The organism is Burkholderia sp. LA-2-3-30-S1-D2 (genome assembly GCF_001523915.2).
Taxonomy (GTDB): domain Bacteria; phylum Pseudomonadota; class Gammaproteobacteria; order Burkholderiales; family Burkholderiaceae; genus Burkholderia; species Burkholderia diffusa.
In genome coordinates this window covers 1386091-1401942 of record NZ_CP013384.1, presented here as the reverse complement: position 1 = coordinate 1401942, position 15852 = coordinate 1386091, and the positions used below count along the sequence as shown (strand labels likewise).

Below are 15852 nucleotides of genomic sequence, written 5' to 3'. Positions count from 1 at the left end.
TCGTGTTATAAAGCCGTGCGCACAACCCATTTCGAACGGAATAAGCCGATCGCATACTAGGCGGCCTACGCGGCCCTGCCGCAGCGACGAAAGCATCGCATCAGATGAAAAAAGGTTTTTACACCATCATGGCCGCGCAGTTTTTCTCGTCGTTGGCCGACAATGCGCTTCTCATCGCCGCCATCGCCCTGCTGAAAGACCTCCACGCCCCCAACTGGATGACACCGCTGCTCAAGCTGTTCTTCGTGTTGTCCTACGTGGTGCTGGCGGCGTATGTCGGTGCGTTCGCCGACTCGCGCCCGAAGGGCCGTGTGATGTTCATCACCAACTCGATCAAGGTGGTCGGCTGCCTGATCATGCTGGTCGGCGCTCATCCGCTGATCGCGTACGGGATCGTCGGATTCGGAGCCGCGGCCTACTCGCCCGCGAAATACGGCATTCTGACCGAGCTGCTGCCGGCCGACAGGCTCGTCGCCGCGAACGGCTGGATCGAAGGCACGACCGTCAGCTCGATCATCCTCGGCACCGTGCTCGGCGGCGCGCTGATCAGCCCGCACATCGCATCGCACGTGATCGCGCACACGCCAGCCTGGATCGCCACTCCTGCCGAAGCGGCGATGGCGATCATCATGGCGATCTACGTGATCGCCGCGATGTTCAACCTGCGGATCCCCGATACCGGCGCCCGCTACCCGAAGCAGGAACGCGGCCCGGTCAAGCTCGTCACGGATTTCGCCGACTGCTTCATGGTGCTGTGGCGCGACAAGCTCGGCCAGATCTCGCTGGCGGTCACGACGCTGTTCTGGGGCGCCGGCGCGACGCTGCAGTTCATCGTGCTGAAGTGGGCTGAAGTGTCCCTCGGCATGTCGCTGTCGGAAGGCGCAATCCTGCAGGCCGTGGTCGCGGTCGGCGTCGCGGCCGGCGCAATCGCCGCCGCCGCGCGGATCCCGCTGAAGAAGTCGCTGACCGTGCTGCCCGTCGGCATCATCATGGGCATCGCGGTGATGTTGATGGCGTTCTACACACGCGACCTGTTCCCGCCGCACTGGGCCGTGCACTTCGGCCATCTGCGCCTGCCCGTCTACCTGATCGTCGCGTACATCTTCCTGATCGGGGTCGGTGCGTTGTCCGGCTACTTCGTCGTTCCGATGAACGCGTTGCTGCAACATCGCGGCCACGTGCTGCTGTCGGCCGGCCACTCGATCGCGGTGCAGAACTTCAACGAGAACCTGTCCGTGCTCGTGATGCTGTGCCTGTATGCGGTGCTCGTGTGGCTCGACGTGCCGGTCGGCGTCGTGATCGTGCTGTTCGGCACGTTCGTGTGCCTGACGATGTGGCTCGTGATGCGCCGCCATCAGGCAAACCAGCGCCAGTTCGACTCGGTCGCGCTGATCGGCGAATCGCGGCACTGACGCTACACTTCCCGTTTCCGTCCGCCGGCGCCGGTCTTCGAACCGGCGCGTTGCCCCGATGACGCACCCGATACCCAACATCCTGACGATCGCCGGCTCCGATTCGGGCGGCGGCGCAGGCATCCAGGCCGACCTGAAGACCTTTTCCGCACTCGGCGCGTATGGCGCGAGCGTGATCACGGCGCTGACCGCCCAGAACACGCGCGGCGTGACCGGCGTGCACACGCCGGACGCAGCGTTCGTGACCGCGCAGCTCGACGCGGTGTTCGGCGATATCCGCATCGATGCGGTCAAGATCGGGATGCTCGCGAACGCGGCGATCGTGCACGCAGTCGCCGACGCGCTGCGCCGTTACGCACCGCGCTTCGTCGTGCTCGACACGGTGATGATTTCGAAGAGCTCGCACGCGCTGCTCGCGCCCGATGCCGTCGACGCGTTGCGCGATGTGCTGCTGCCGCTCGCGACGGTCGTGACGCCGAACCTGCCCGAGGCGGCCGCGCTGCTGAACGATGTGCCCGCAACCACCGAAAACGATATGGTCCGGCAAGGCCGGGCCTTGCTGCAGACGGGCGCGCGCGCCGTGCTGATGAAAGGCGGCCACCTGCCTGACGCGGCCGCGAGCCCTGACTGGCTCGTCGAAGCGACACGCACCGTGCGGCTCGAGGGCGCACGCGTGCCGGTCAGCAACACGCACGGCACCGGCTGCACGCTGTCGTCGGCGATCGCCGCGCTGCTGCCGCAGCAGCCCGATCTCGAGAGCGCGGTGCGCGAAGCGAAGGTCTATCTGACCGGCGCAATTGCCGCGAGCGGCCAGCTCGACGTCGGCCACGGCGTCGGCCCCGTCCATCACTTCCATCGTTGGTGGTAAGCGCCGGCTGACGCAGCGTCAGTGGTCCTGCGCGGCGAACGCCCGCGCACGCGCCGGCCAGTCGTCCGGGACGATGAAGCCGCGCGCCGTCTCCCGCCATGCGCCGTCGCCGTCCTGTCGATGCACACCGATCAGCGCAGGCGCCTGGCGCGCCGTCAATACGGACGGCAGCTCGAGCGAGTGCGCCAGCGGTTCGGGCGCGGCGTCGGGCGGCAACCGCCGCGGCGCGAGCCACGCCAGCCGCGGCAGCACGTTCCACGCCGCGCCGTCGGGTTGCGCGGCGGCCCAGGCCGGCCACTGCGCATGCGTGAGCCAGAACCCACGCGGATGATCGGCCGCGATTTCCGCGGCCACCGGCGGCAGCGGCACGCCGTGCGGATAGAACAGCCAGCCCTTGATGAACATCTGCGCATCGGACGGCGCGCCGTAGCCGAGCAGTGCGAACCCGTGGCGATCGCTCAGCCGCAACTGATGCTCGAGCAACCGGCTGCGCTTGCGGTCGAGGCGATCGACGAGATTCGGCCCGACGAAATCCGCGAGCGATGCGTCGCCGTCCACCGGCGCGCATAGATAGCACTTCACCGCGAGTTCCCAGTGCAGGCGCTGCCCGCCCGGCGCATCGACGAGAAAATCGACTTCGCCGAGCGTCTTGCCGTTGCTGCGCAGCGGCAGATTGGCGGCGACGAGCCGCAGCGACGGCCCGTGCGTGAGGAAATACTCGAGAAGGCATTCGGCATAGCGGCCGAGTCGCACGGGTCGTAGCCCGTCGAGCACGCGGTGCAGCGGCTCAGGCGCGGCATCGAGCGCGACGAGCCACGCTTCGACGGCCACCCGCTCGACCGCGTCCGACCACGGATGCGCGAGCGGCGCACCGGGCGCCGCGGTAAGCAGGCTCGGGCTCGCGAGGAGCCAGCCCAGATCGCGGACCGCGGCATCGTGCAGCGTATCGACGAACGCGAACGCCGCACCGCGCGTCATTGTCCGGCCGGCCCGTTCGCGTCGACACCCTCCGCCTGCCGGAACGTATCGCGCGCCAGGCACAGGTCGGCCCACGCCTTCGACTTGTCCTGCAGGCTGCGCAGGAGGTACGCAGGGTGATAGGTAACGATCACCGGCACGCCTTCATACGTGTGCACGCGGCCGCGCAGCGAGGCAATGCTGGCGTCCGTCTTCAGCAGCGTCTGCGCGGCGAAACGGCCGAGCGCGACGATCAGCTTCGGCTTCACGAGCGCGACCTGGCGCTGCAGGTACGGCTCGCAGCGCGCGACCTCGTCCGGTTCCGGATTACGGTTGCCCGGCGGGCGGCACTTGATCACGTTCGCGATGTAGACGTTATCGCCGCGCTTGAGCGCGAGCGACTGCAGCATGTTGTCGAGCAGCTTGCCTGCCTGGCCGACGAACGGCTCGCCCTGCTTGTCCTCGTTCTCGCCGGGCGCCTCGCCGATCAGCATCCAGTCCGCTTCTCGATCGCCCACACCGAATACGGTATTGGTGCGCTTCTCGCACAGGCGGCAGCTCGTGCAGCCGGCGACGCGTGCGGCCAGTGCATCCCAGTCGAGCATCGCCACCGGGGGTGCGGCGGGACGTGCTTCGTCCGGCGGCAGCGGATCGCCGGGGGGCGCCGCGTCGAACCAGGCGAAATCGTCTTCGGTGACGGGCGGCATGTCGTCCGCGGCAGCGGCCGGTGCGGGCTTGGTGGACGCGCGGTCGTCATCGCTCGCGACACGTGCCGCCGAACCGGCTTCGTCCGCCGGTGCCGCATCGCGTGCGGTTGCGCCGACCGGCGGCGTATCGTCACGTGCGAGTGCACGCGTCGCAGGCGGCTGCGTGTCGCGAGACTGCTCCGCGACCGGCCGGGGCGTTGCCGCGACGGTTGCGGTCGCAACGGCGGAGACGTCGTCCGCCGCGCCGGACGCGGCCGTCGGCGTTGCGCCCGCTTCATCGCTTTGCGCACGCTGCCCGCGCCGCACCCACATTTGCGCGAGCCCCATTTCCTCGAGCGCTGCTTCAGCCCACGCCATGCGCGTCCCCTTCGTCCTTGTTCAGCGTCAAACGCATCACGATCGCGTCCTCCCGGCTGCGATGCCGCGCCGGATAGTAGTTCTTGCGCCGGCCGATCGTCACGAAGCCGAAACGCTCGTACAGATGGATCGCGCGCAGATTGGACGGCCGCACCTCGAGCAGCACGCCGTCGAGCCGTTCGGCGCGCGAGATACGCACGGCTTCGTGCAGCAGCGCGAGGCCTGCGCCCGACTGCTGGGCCGCCGGGGCGACGCACAGGTTCAGCAGGTGCATCTCGTCGATGACCGGCATCAGCACGCAATAGCCGACGAGCGCGCCCGTCACGTGCCGCAGGCACACGCCGAAATAGCCGTTGCGCAGCGAATCCTCGAAATTGCCGCGGCTCCACGGGAATTCGTACGCGACCTGCTCGATCGCGACGACTTCGTCGAGATCGGTATCCGTCATCGGCGACAGATAGCGGTCGCTCAACAATACGCCCGTCATCCTTTCTCTCCGCCCGTCTGCGCGGCGCGGGCCGCGATGCGCTCGGCGGTGGTCTGCGCGACCTTGTCGCGCACGTACTCCGGTGCAGCCTGGTCGGCCGGCACCGTACGGCCGGCGCGGAACGCCCGCAGCGCGGCATGCGCGACCGCCAGCGCATGCGGCAACGCTTCGCCGTCGATCACGGCCGCGGCGGCCGCGGCCGGCAACTGCGTGCCGAATGCGGCCGCCGCATTGCCAGCGAGCGTGAACGGCGCGTCGGGCACGCCGACGGCGCCCGGCGCATCGAGCGACGCAGGATGCACCGTGCGCCAGTCGCCCGCCTGGTCGTCCCACGCGAAGTCGGCCCAGTATGCTTCGTCCATTCGCGCATCGAGCGCGGCCAGCACGCGCGTCGTGCCGGGCGCGCGTAGCCGCGCATGCTCGGCGCACGCGAGCAGCGTGCTGACCGGCACGACCGGCAGCCCGCACCCGAACGCGAGACCCTGGGTAATGCCGGTCGCGGTACGCAGCCCGGTGAACGAGCCGGGGCCCGCGCCGAATGCGATCGCGTCGCAATCGGCGAGCGTGAGGCCCGATTCGGCGAAGAGCGCCTGGATGGCCGGCAGCACGCGCGTGCTCGACACGGCGCCCGTCAGCTCGTGGCGGACCCAAGTTTGCGGGGTGGAAACGGCGTCATCGGCCGGAGCCGAGCGCAGCAGCGCGACCGAGCAGTATTCGGTCGACGTATCGATGGCGAGGAGCACTGTTTGCGTCATGGCCGACATTGTAATGCGGCGCCCCGTTCCCACGGGCGATCGGGCCCGATCTGTGCACGCGTTCGGCGCCGGCGGCGGTTTGGAAGGATCGCTCGACCCCGCGCGGCGGTCCGCTTGTTAAGATCGCCCGACCTGAAACCCTTACGGAGACACCCGATGAGCGAACTCACCGCCCAATTCGACCAGGCCCAGATCGATGTCAAGCAACTGACGGAACGGCCGGGCAACCTGACCCTGCTGCGCCTGTATGCGCTCTTCAAGCAGGCAACTGACGGGGACGCGCACGGCGACAAGCCGGGCTTCACCGACATCGTCGGCAAGTACAAGTACGACGCGTGGGAAGCGCTGAAAGGCACGACCCAGGATGCGGCGAAGCAGCAGTACATCGAACTCGTCGAATCGCTGAAGAACGGCACGGCTTCCTGACCGAACCACGCCCGTCGCAATAAGCAATCAAATCAGTGGCGCAGCGCAGCAAAAGTCTTTATAATGCGGCCTGCGTCATCCCCGCGCTCGGCTCGCATGCCGTTCCGGCCCGACGCCTCGTAGCGTTAAGCTCCAATCCGGTTTAGAACCTGTCCCCTCCTGCTTCGACCCTCGCGGTCGTCACTTATCAGGCTGGCGGCCCCGCTCCAGAAGCGCGCCGCACCCAAAACAGCTTCTAATGCCTCATCCGCCGACTGTTCGGCGGATTGCACCCGTTTCCCGATTTGCTCGCTGAATCCGACGACTTGGGTATGCGCGATTGGCGCCGACGTTTCACCCACTGTGTTTCAAGGATTGTTATGACTTCGAGCATCAACTCCAGCCCGCTCAACGCGATCGCCGACCAGGCGCTCGGTCTCGACGACGCCGCCGTACCGGCCGCGGTCGAACCGGCGTCGGACGAGCCGAGCTTCGCGTCGCTCGGGTTGTCGCCGGAGATCGTCTCCGCGCTGCAGGCCGCCGGCTATGTGAAGCCGACGCCGGTCCAGCAGCGCGCGATTCCGGCCGGCATCGCCGGCCGCGACCTGCTGGTGTCGAGCCCGACCGGTTCGGGCAAGACGGCCGCATTCATGCTGCCCGCGATCGAACGCTTCGCGCAGCTCCAGAAGACGCTGGCGCAGCAACCGCGCGCGCCGCGCGAACCGAACCAGGGCGACCGCCGTGCGCGCCGCCCGCAACCCGTCGCGCGGCCGGGCCTGCTCGTGCTGACGCCGACCCGTGAACTCGCGATGCAGGTCACCACGGCCGCATCGACCTACGGCAAGCACCTGAAGCGCCTGCGCACGGTCAGCATCCTCGGCGGCGTCGCCTACGGCCAGCAGCTGATGCTGCTCGCGAAGAACCCCGAAATCCTGGTCGCCACGCCGGGCCGCCTGCTCGACCACCTCGAGCGCGGCCGTATCGACCTGTCCGAGCTGAAGATGCTCGTGCTCGACGAAGCCGATCGCATGCTCGACATGGGCTTCATCGACGATATCGAGACGATCGTCGCCGCGACGCCCGCGTCGCGCCAGACGATGCTGTTCTCGGCCACGCTCGACGGCAAGATCGGTTCGCTGACGAGCCGCCTGCTGAAGGATCCGGAGCGCATCGAGATCCAGCAGCGCCTCGAGTCGCGCGCGAACATCGCGCAGACCGTGCACTACGTCGACGACCGCGACCACAAGGATCGCCTGCTCGATCACCTGCTGCGCGACGACGCGCTCGACCAGGCGATCATCTTCACGGCAACCAAGATCGACGCCGACCAGCTCGCCGGCCGTCTCGCCGACGCTGGCTTCGAATCGGCCGCGCTGCACGGCGACCTGCCGCAGGGCGCGCGTAACCGCACGATCCGTGCGCTGCGCGAGCGCCGCGTGCGCGTGCTGGTCGCGACCGACGTCGCGGCCCGCGGCATCGACATCCCGGGCATCACGCACGTGTTCAACTACGACCTGCCGAAGTTCGCGGAAGACTACGTGCACCGTATCGGCCGTACGGGCCGTGCCGGCCGTTCGGGCACCGCGGTGAGCCTCGTGCACCACGCCGAACAGGGCGCGCTCAAGCGCATCGAGCGCTTCGTGCGCTCGCCGCTGCCTGTCAACGTGATCGAAGGATTCGAGCCGCGCAAGGCACCCCTGCGCAACGATCGCGGCACTGGCGGCCGCGGCCGTCCGGGCGGCGGTAACGGCGGTCGTCGTTTCGGCGGCAAGCCGGGCGGCGGTCATGGCGGCAACGGCCGCAGCTACGGCGGCGGCAATGGCGGCGGCTGGAGCGGCAAGCCCGGCGGCAGCCGTGACGGCGGCCCGCGTCGCGACGGCCAGCGCAGCAGCGGCCCGCGTCGCAGCAATTCGGCGTCGTAAGCACGCCCGGGCGGCCCTGCGCCGCCCCGCCCATCCGGCAGACCGGCGCACCCGCGCCGGTTTTTTTTCGTCCGACGCCAAATTTCACGATACAAAAAATTTTTTTGCGTCGTAAAAAATCATGCTGCGCAGCACAACCTTACAATTGCGAGATGGGAAAAATCGTTTCTCATTGCAAAATTGAACTCGCAAATAATTGATTAATAACAATTAAAAAGTTTAGCGCTTCTTGAGCCACCCTCTGTTTCGCTCCGATCGGTTTGCCTACACTCTTATACAAGACTTCCCGGAACGGCACGCACCCTGCCCCCGTTTCGAGAACAGCATCAGTACCTTCCGATTCGACGATCTGGCAACACACCGCATCAAGGAGCTCATCATGTCGCGACAGCAACAGACACAGGAACTGCAAACGCAATGGGAAACCGATCCGCGCTGGAAGGGCATCAAGCGCAGCTACACGGCTGAGGACGTGGTTCGCCTGCGCGGCTCGATCGCCGTCGAGCACACGCTGGCCAAGCGCGGCGCGGAAAAGCTGTGGAGCCTCATCAACGAAGAGCCGTTCGTCAACGCGCTCGGCGCGCTGACCGGCAATCAGGCGATGCAGCAGGTGAAGGCCGGCCTGAAGGCAATCTACCTGTCCGGCTGGCAGGTGGCCGGCGACGCGAACGTCGCGGGCGAAATGTACCCGGACCAGTCGCTGTACCCGGCGAACTCGGTGCCGCTCGTCGTCAAGCGCATCAACAACACGCTGACGCGTGCCGACCAGATCCAGTGGTCCGAAGGCAAGAACCCGGGCGACGAAGGCTACGTGGACTTCTTCGCGCCGATCGTTGCCGATGCGGAAGCCGGCTTCGGCGGCGTGCTGAACGCGTTCGAACTGATGAAGGCGATGATCGAGGCAGGCGCATCGGGCGTCCACTTCGAGGACCAGCTCGCGTCGGTGAAGAAGTGCGGTCACATGGGCGGCAAGGTGCTCGTGCCGACGCGCGAAGCGGTCGCGAAGCTCACGGCGGCGCGTCTCGCGGCGGACGTGATGGGCACGCCGACCGTGCTGGTCGCGCGGACCGACGCGGAAGCGGCGGACCTGATCACGTCCGACATCGACGACAACGACAAGCCGTTCCTGACGGGCGAGCGCACGGTCGAAGGCTTCTTCCGCACGAAGCCGGGCATCGGGCAGGCGATCTCGCGCGGCCTCGCGTATGCGCCGTACGCCGACCTCGTGTGGTGCGAAACGGGCAAGCCGGATCTCGAGTACGCGAAGAAATTCGCGGAAGCGATCCACAAGCAGTTCCCGGGCAAGATGCTGTCGTACAACTGTTCGCCGTCGTTCAACTGGAAGAAGAACCTCGACGACGCGACGATCGCGAAGTTCCAGAAGGAGCTCGGCGCGATGGGCTACAAGTTCCAGTTCATCACGCTGGCCGGCTTCCATGCGCTGAACTACTCGATGTTCAACCTCGCGCACGGCTATGCCCGCACGCAGATGAGCGCGTTCGTCGAACTGCAGCAGGCCGAGTTCGCGGCGGCGGACAAGGGCTTCACGGCCGTCAAGCACCAGCGCGAAGTCGGCACCGGCTACTTCGACGCGGTCACGCAGACGGTCGAGCGCGAAGCCTCGACGACCGCGCTGCACGGCTCGACCGAGGACGAACAGTTCTTCGACGGCAAGAAGGTCGCATAACGCGCGAAAGAAAGCGTCACGCCGTTGCCCGCCCGTCACGCGACGGCGCGGCATCGGCTGCACGGGACAACAATCAGGGAGGAGACGGCAGGCGCGCGGTGACCCGTGCGACCCGCCGCGCGGCCTGCGGCCGCCAGCAACGACGCGCGCCGGCTTCGTCCGGCGCGCCTTTTTTCAGCGGCGCTGCCGTGCCCCCGCCCGCGCGGCCATACACGGCGCCGCGTCTACCGATAGACGATCACTGGAATTTTCGTATGGGTCAGCACGCGCTGCGTTTCGCTGCCGATCAGCAGACTGCCGAGCCCGCGGCGTCCGTGCGACGCCATGAAGATCAAGTCGCAGCCGCCGCGTTCGGCCGCCTCGATGATGCCGAGGTACGGCGAGGGGTGCACGCTGGTCCAGCTGTCGCAGACGACGCCAGCTGCCTTCGCGGCCGCCTGCACGTCGTCCAGGTGTGTGCGCGCCTCGCGCTCGCTGCGCGCCCGGAAATCGGCGGGCGGCTCGATGATCACTTCGGAAAACGGCGAGTACGGATACTGCGGCAGGCACGCATAGGCCGTGACCTGCGCGCCGACCGCACGCGCCAGATCGATCGCGCCGTCGATCGCCTTCTGCGACAGCTCGGAACCGTCGGTTGGAACGAGGATGTGCCGGAACATCGCGCCCTCCTGCGTCAGACGCACCGCGCGCGCCGCGAACCCATGCGGGCCGGCCCGGGCGCGTCGCGCATGCCAGTTTCGATTGTAGTGCGCGAAACCGGGCGACCGGCGCCGGCAGCGGGTTCGCCCTCATATCGGAAACGCGCGGACGGGCGCGCCCTACTCGCCCCAATACCCGGGCCGTTCGTAAGTATGTTTCAGGTAATCGAGAAACAGGCGCACGCGCAGCGGCAGGTGGCGGCGCTGCGGAAACACCGCGTGGATGCCGATCGGCGGCGCCGCGAACGCGTCGAGCACGCTGACGAGGCGGCCGGCCGCGATGTCGTCGCCAACCTCCCACCACGATCTCCATGCCAGGCCGTGGCCGGCAAGACACCATTCGTGCAGCACCGCGCCGTCCGAGCATTCCATCGTGCCGTTCACGCGGATCGACACGACCTTGTCGTCCTCCTGGAACACCCAGCCGCGTTGCTGGTTGGCGTTCGCGGCCAGCGCGAGGCAGTTGTGGCGCGCGAGTTCCGCGAGCGTGGCCGGCGTGCCGCGTCGCGCGAGATACGCGGGGGACGCGACGCACACGCGCCGGTTCTCGCCGAGCTTCAGCGACACCAGCGACGAATCGGGCAACTCGCCGAGCCGCACCGCGCAATCGAACCCTTCGTTGACGAGATCAACCATCCGGTCGGAGAGGTCGAGCGTGACCGACACGTCCGGATGCGCGCCACTGAATTCGGGCACGAGCGGCGCGACGTGGCGCCGGCCGAAACCGGCCGGCGCGGAAATGCGCAGGTGGCCGCTCGCCTTCACGCCGCCAGCGGACACGCTCGCCTCCGCGTTCTGCATGTCGTTGATGATCCGCTGGCAATCCTCGAGGAAGGCCGACCCCTCGAAGGTCAGTGTGAGCTTGCGGGTCGTGCGCACCAGCAGCTTGACGCCGAGCCGCTCCTCGAGCGCGTCGAGGCGGCGGCCGATGATCGCCGGTGCGACGCCTTCCGCATGCGCCGCCGCCGACAGGCTGCCCTTCGCCGCGACCGCGGCGAACGTTTCGATCTGTTTGAACCGGTCCATGACTCACCAGGGTGGTGCTCCCGCCCTTCAAATAGCTTGAGCGGTCAAGATTATGTATATGAAAGTAAAAGATCAAGTGATGATTAGCGTCTTTTTTAGCATCTGCCATCACGAATAGAATCGACCCGACCTCTGAAACTGGAGCGCAAGGCTATGTCGGCCACAACGACACTCTCCTCTCCCGACGCAATCCTCTTCGACGCATTCGGTACGTTGTTCGACGTGCATGCGGTCGTGGCCGCGGCAGAGCAGATGTTTCCCGGTCACGGGGAGCGGTTGTCGCAGCTGTGGCGACGCAAGCAAATCGAATATTCGCAGTTGCGCACGCTCGCCGATCCGTCCGGCGCCCGCTATCGCCCGTTCCGCGACATCACGCTCGACGCGCTGCGGTTCGCCGCGCGCGTGCTCGGCCTCGCGCTGAACAGCGCGGCCGAGAAGCGGCTGATGGACGAATACGCGTGCCTGTCCACCTATCCCGACACGGTGCCCGCGCTGCGCAAGCTGCGCGCGCTCGAACCGCGCCCGCCGCTCGCGATCCTGTCGAACGGCAATCCGGAGATGCTCGACATCGCGATCAAGAGCGCCGGCATGACCGGCCTGTTCGATCGCGTGCTGTCGGCCGACGCGGTGCGCGCGTACAAGCCGAGCCCGGTCGCGTATGCGCTTGGCACCGCCGCGTTTGGCGCGAATCCGCGCGACATCGTGTTCGTGTCGTCGAACGCCTGGGACGTCGCGGGGGCCGGCTGGTTCGGCTACACGACGTTCTGGCTCAACCGCACGGGCGCGCCCGCCGAGGAACTCGGCGTACCGCCCGACGGCACCGGCAGCGGCATGGCCGACCTGCTCGCATTCCTCGCCACCCCGGCTCCGTCCGGCAGACCCGCGAACCGCGCGCGCCCCGGCCCGGGCGCATGACGTTCGCGGCGCTGCCGCCTTCCCCCTTCACCGAAACCGCAACTGACCGACCAAGGAGATGAGACTCATGAGCACCCCGATCACGCTGCCGCAAGGCATGGCGATCACCGGCGAAATCAAGCCGGGTTACGAAGCGATCCTGACGCCTGAAGCGCTCGCACTCGTCGCGGCGCTGCACCGCGCGTTCGAGCCGCGCCGCCAGGCACTGCTGCAGGCCCGCGTCGAGCGCACCAAGCGCCTCGACGCCGGCGAACGCCCCGATTTCCTGGCCGATACGAAGGCGATCCGCGACGGCGACTGGAAGGTCGCGCCGCTGCCGGCCGACCTGCAATGCCGCCGTGTCGAGATCACCGGCCCCGTCGAGCGCAAGATGATCATCAACGCGCTGAACTCCGGCGCCGATTCGTACATGACGGACTTCGAGGATTCGAACGCGCCGAGCTGGACGAACCAGATCGACGGCCAGATCAACCTGAAGGACGCCGTGCGCCGCACGATTTCGCTCGAGCAGAACGGCAAGTCGTACCGGCTGAACGACAAGGTCGCGACGCTGATCGTGCGTCCGCGCGGCTGGCACCTCGACGAGAAGCACGTGACGGTCGACGGCCAGCGCGTGTCCGGCGGCATCTTCGATTTCGCGCTGTTCCTGTTCCACAACGCGAAAGAACTGATCGCACGCGGCTCGGGCCCGTACTTCTACCTGCCGAAGATGGAAAGCCATCTCGAGGCGCGCCTGTGGAACGACATCTTCGTCGCCGCACAGGAGGCAGTCGGCGTGCCGCGCGGCACGATCCGCGCGACGGTGCTGATCGAAACGATCCTCGCGGCATTCGAGATGGACGAGATCCTGTACGAACTGCGCGAACACAGCTCGGGCCTGAACGCCGGCCGCTGGGACTACATCTTCTCGGCGATCAAGAAGTTCAAGAACGACCGCGACTTCTGCCTGGCCGACCGCTCGAAGATCACGATGACGGTGCCGTTCATGCGGGCGTACGCGCTGCTGCTGCTGAAGACCTGTCACAAGCGCAACGCGCCGGCGATCGGCGGGATGAGCGCGCTGATTCCGATCAAGAACGATCCGGAAGCGAACGACAAGGCGATGGGCGGCGTGCGCTCGGACAAGCAGCGCGACGCGACCGACGGCTACGACGGCGGCTGGGTCGCGCACCCGGGCCTCGTGCCGATCGCGATGGAAGAATTCGTCAAGGTGCTCGGCGACCGGCCGAACCAGATCGCGAAGCAGCGTGACGACGTCCAGATCGAAGGCAGGAACCTGCTCGACTTCCAGCCTGAAGCACCGATCACCGAAGCCGGGCTGCGCAACAACATCAACGTCGGCATCCATTATCTCGGTGCCTGGCTCGACGGCAACGGCTGCGTGCCGATCCACAATCTGATGGAAGACGCGGCGACCGCCGAGATCTCCCGCTCGCAGGTATGGCAGTGGATCCGCTCGCCGAAGGGCGTGCTCGACGACGGCCGCAAGGTCACGGCCGAGCTCGTACGCGAATTCGCGAAGGCCGAGCTTGAGAACGTGAAGCGTTCGGTCGGCGGCAACACGCAGCCGTACGAGCGTGCCGCGGCGATCTTCGAGCAGATGTCGACGTCGGAAGGCTTCACCGAATTCCTGACGCTGCCGCTGTACGAGGAAATCTGACGACGCGGACCGGGTCGACCTGATCGCCCCGACCTGCCCGCCGCCGGTCACGCGCGACACGGCGGCATGAAAAAAGCGCCCTGCGGGGCTAATGCCGTTCAGTTAAGCGACTGAACGGCATTTTTGTTTTGGGGAAGGAATGGTTGTAAACGCTGCGCTGAGATGTTAACTTTTGGCGCGATGCTGACCGACCACCTGACCTTCATGCTGGATGCCGGACCAACCGACCTGAGCCGGTTGGCGGAGCATCTACCGCATGCATGGATCGAGCAAGCCGTCGAAGCGACCGGCACGGCGAGCATCCGTCGCCGTCGGTTGCCCGCCGAACAGGTGGTCTGGCTGGTGATTGCGCTGGCGATCTATCGTCATTGGTCGATCAGTGAAGTGGTGGACAGCCTTGAGCTAGTGTTGCCCAACGAGGCCACCTTCGTCAGCAAGAGCGCCGTTACCCAAGCCCGGCAACGCTTGGGCCAAGCCCCGATAGCTTGGCTGTTCGAGCAAACCGCGCAGGCATGGTGCAAGCAGGACGCTGTTCGTCATGGCTTCAAAGGCCTCAGCCTATGGGCCATGGATGGCACCACGCTACGCACGCCGGATAGTGCCGCGAATCGGGAACATTTTGGGGCCCAACGCTACGCGAGCGGCAAGGTGGCGAGCTACCCACAAGTGCGGGCTGTCACGCTGACCTCGATCCCGACGCATCTCGTGGCGAACATCGCGTTTGGCCGCTACGACACCAACGAGATGATCTACGCCAAGGATCTGCTGGCGCAGATTCCCGACCATTCGCTCACGGTCTTCGACAAAGGCTTCCTGGCAGCCGAGATCCTGTGCGGCCTGAGCTCGGGCGAACGCAATCGCCACTTCCTCATTCCGGCAAAGTCCAATACGCGTTGGGAGGTGCTGTCCGGCAAACCGGACGATGCACTAGTGCGCATGCGCGTCTCGCCTCAGGCTCGGCAGAAATGCCCCGATCTGCCGGAGTGGTGGACGGCACGTGCGGTGCGCATTCAGGATGCACAGGGGCGGCAGCGAGTACTGCTGACGTCCTTGACCGATCGGCGCCGCTTCAAGTTGGCCGATCTGGTGGCTTGCTACGAGCGGCGCTGGCAGATCGAAACCAGCTACCGTGAACTGAAGCAGTCCATGCTGGGTAGCGAACTGGCGCTACGCAGCCGAACCGTCGAGGGCATCTATCAAGAGATCTGGGGCGCATTGATCGCCTACAACCTGATTCGTCGAGAAATGGCCTGCGCCGCCTTCGAAGCCAAGTGCGAGCCGACCGAACTGAGCTTCGTTCGCTCGTTCCATCTGATCCAGCACGAGATGATGTGGGCTGCGCGAACGCCTGCCTTCGCCAAGTTGCCCGCCGTCCTCAAGCGACTTCGCGAGCACCTCAAGTTGCTCATCAACGTAAAACGCCCCGATCGCAAATGCGATCGGGCCGTCAAGTCCCGTCCTGCTCGTTACGCTGTCCGGTTCCTCAGAAAGAACCTCAACTGAACGGCATTAGCCCTGCGGGGCGCTTTTTATTTTTGCCGTGCCGCCGTTCGCCGCGCGGACGCTCAGGCGGCTTCCCGCTCGCGCCGGTGCTGAACCCAGTCGCCCGACGCAATGCGCGGTCGGTCGGCTGCCGCATGCGCGGCGACCGGATAGTGGACGCACGCATACGCACGGCCGCCGAGCTCGACGATCACCGGCTCCTGCCGGAACAGCGTGTCGACGCCCGGATAGACGCGCTCGATCTCGTCGAGCACGGGCACCAGTTGTTCGTCGATCTCGTAGACGTCGCCCCATACGAGCGACTGGCCGGCCGGCCCGGCGACCATGCCCGGATACGTGCCGAAATCGTACAGTTCGCCCGGCAGCGCGGCCGCACCGAGCAGCGTCGGCGCGGCAATCCCGTGCCGCGCGGCCGCATGGCCGATGTCATTGGCCTCTCCCGCTCTCAACGTGCCGTAGACGAATACATAGCGCATTGTGGTTCTCCTCTTCG

At 66.7% G+C, this 15852-nt stretch carries 15 protein-coding genes; 8 read left to right on the top strand and 7 right to left on the bottom strand.

The genetic code is table 11. The features are described from left to right. The first annotated feature begins 104 nt into the window (after positions 1 to 104). Both lplT and thiD read left to right on the top strand, forming a co-directional pair. The gene (lplT, locus tag WS66_RS19250) at positions 105 to 1412 is read left to right on the top strand and encodes a lysophospholipid transporter LplT (protein WP_059599909.1); all 1308 of its coding nucleotides are present in this window, start codon (positions 105 to 107) and stop codon (positions 1410 to 1412) included. Between the two features lie 58 nt (positions 1413 to 1470). Beyond that, positions 1471 to 2280, top strand: a complete 810-nt coding sequence (gene thiD / locus WS66_RS19245) for a bifunctional hydroxymethylpyrimidine kinase/phosphomethylpyrimidine kinase (RefSeq protein WP_059599908.1) — start codon at positions 1471 to 1473, stop codon at positions 2278 to 2280. Between the two features lie 18 nt (positions 2281 to 2298). Here thiD and WS66_RS19240 read toward each other — a convergent pair whose 3' ends face one another. The 4 genes from WS66_RS19240 to tsaB are packed head-to-tail and all read right to left on the bottom strand — an operon-like array spanning position 2299 to position 5552. Next, positions 2299 to 3258, bottom strand: coding sequence for a DUF1853 family protein (locus WS66_RS19240; RefSeq protein WP_059599907.1), 960 nt, complete (start codon positions 3256 to 3258; stop codon positions 2299 to 2301). Then, positions 3255 to 4301 carry a uracil-DNA glycosylase gene (locus WS66_RS19235; RefSeq protein WP_059599906.1) on the bottom strand — a complete coding sequence of 349 codons (1047 nt, stop codon included), beginning with the start codon at positions 4299 to 4301 and terminating at the stop codon, positions 3255 to 3257. The genes WS66_RS19240 and WS66_RS19235 overlap by 4 nt, the downstream gene beginning before the upstream one ends. Next, positions 4288 to 4788: a ribosomal protein S18-alanine N-acetyltransferase gene (gene rimI, locus WS66_RS19230; RefSeq protein ID WP_059599905.1), complete on the bottom strand. Its 501-nt coding sequence runs from the start codon at positions 4786 to 4788 to the stop codon at positions 4288 to 4290. Before rimI ends, WS66_RS19235 begins: the two co-directional genes overlap by 14 nt. Beyond that, positions 4785 to 5552, bottom strand: a complete 768-nt coding sequence (gene tsaB, locus WS66_RS19225; RefSeq protein WP_059599904.1) for a tRNA (adenosine(37)-N6)-threonylcarbamoyltransferase complex dimerization subunit type 1 TsaB — start codon at positions 5550 to 5552, stop codon at positions 4785 to 4787. Before tsaB ends, rimI begins: the two co-directional genes overlap by 4 nt. 147 nt (positions 5553 to 5699) lie before the next feature. On the opposite strand from tsaB, the gene WS66_RS19220 reads away from it, so the two are divergent. The 3 genes from WS66_RS19220 to aceA all read left to right on the top strand — a co-directional run bounded on the left by WS66_RS19220 (position 5700) and on the right by aceA (position 9557). After that, the gene (locus WS66_RS19220; protein ID WP_059529263.1) at positions 5700 to 5969 is read left to right on the top strand and encodes an acyl-CoA-binding protein; all 270 of its coding nucleotides are present in this window, start codon (positions 5700 to 5702) and stop codon (positions 5967 to 5969) included. Positions 5970 to 6328: 359 nt separating this feature from the next. Then, positions 6329 to 7870: a DEAD/DEAH box helicase gene (locus WS66_RS19215; RefSeq protein WP_059599903.1), complete on the top strand. Its 1542-nt coding sequence runs from the start codon at positions 6329 to 6331 to the stop codon at positions 7868 to 7870. Between the two features lie 379 nt (positions 7871 to 8249). Then, entirely contained in the window at positions 8250 to 9557 is a 1308-nt protein-coding gene (gene aceA / locus WS66_RS19210; protein ID WP_059599902.1) for an isocitrate lyase, read from the top strand. A 224-nt stretch (positions 9558 to 9781) separates the two neighbouring features. On the opposite strand, the gene WS66_RS19205 is transcribed toward aceA, so the two are convergent. Together WS66_RS19205 and WS66_RS19200 are read right to left on the bottom strand one after the other, a co-directional pair. Beyond that, positions 9782 to 10216, bottom strand: a complete 435-nt coding sequence (locus WS66_RS19205) for a universal stress protein (RefSeq protein ID WP_059599976.1) — start codon at positions 10214 to 10216, stop codon at positions 9782 to 9784. Positions 10217 to 10375: 159 nt separating this feature from the next. Next, entirely contained in the window at positions 10376 to 11281 is a 906-nt protein-coding gene (locus WS66_RS19200) for a LysR family transcriptional regulator (RefSeq protein WP_059599901.1), read from the bottom strand. Between the two features lie 153 nt (positions 11282 to 11434). Between WS66_RS19200 and WS66_RS19195 the strand changes: the two genes are divergently transcribed. The 3 genes from WS66_RS19195 to WS66_RS19185 all read left to right on the top strand — a co-directional run bounded on the left by WS66_RS19195 (position 11435) and on the right by WS66_RS19185 (position 15359). Then, positions 11435 to 12196, top strand: a complete 762-nt coding sequence (locus WS66_RS19195; RefSeq protein WP_059599900.1) for a haloacid dehalogenase type II — start codon at positions 11435 to 11437, stop codon at positions 12194 to 12196. Between the two features lie 67 nt (positions 12197 to 12263). Then, positions 12264 to 13856 (top strand): malate synthase A, encoded by a 1593-nt coding sequence (aceB, locus tag WS66_RS19190; RefSeq protein WP_059599975.1) that lies wholly within the window; start codon positions 12264 to 12266, stop codon positions 13854 to 13856. A gap of 180 nt (positions 13857 to 14036) precedes the next feature. Continuing rightward, positions 14037 to 15359, top strand: coding sequence for an IS4 family transposase (locus tag WS66_RS19185; RefSeq protein WP_108064754.1), 1323 nt, complete (start codon positions 14037 to 14039; stop codon positions 15357 to 15359). Positions 15360 to 15421: 62 nt separating this feature from the next. Here the strand turns inward: WS66_RS19185 and WS66_RS19180 are convergent, their stop codons facing one another. After that, a complete protein-coding gene (locus tag WS66_RS19180; protein ID WP_059599737.1) occupies positions 15422 to 15835 on the bottom strand; it encodes a gamma-glutamylcyclotransferase family protein in 414 nt (137 codons plus the stop codon). Positions 15836 to 15852 lie beyond the last annotated feature (17 nt).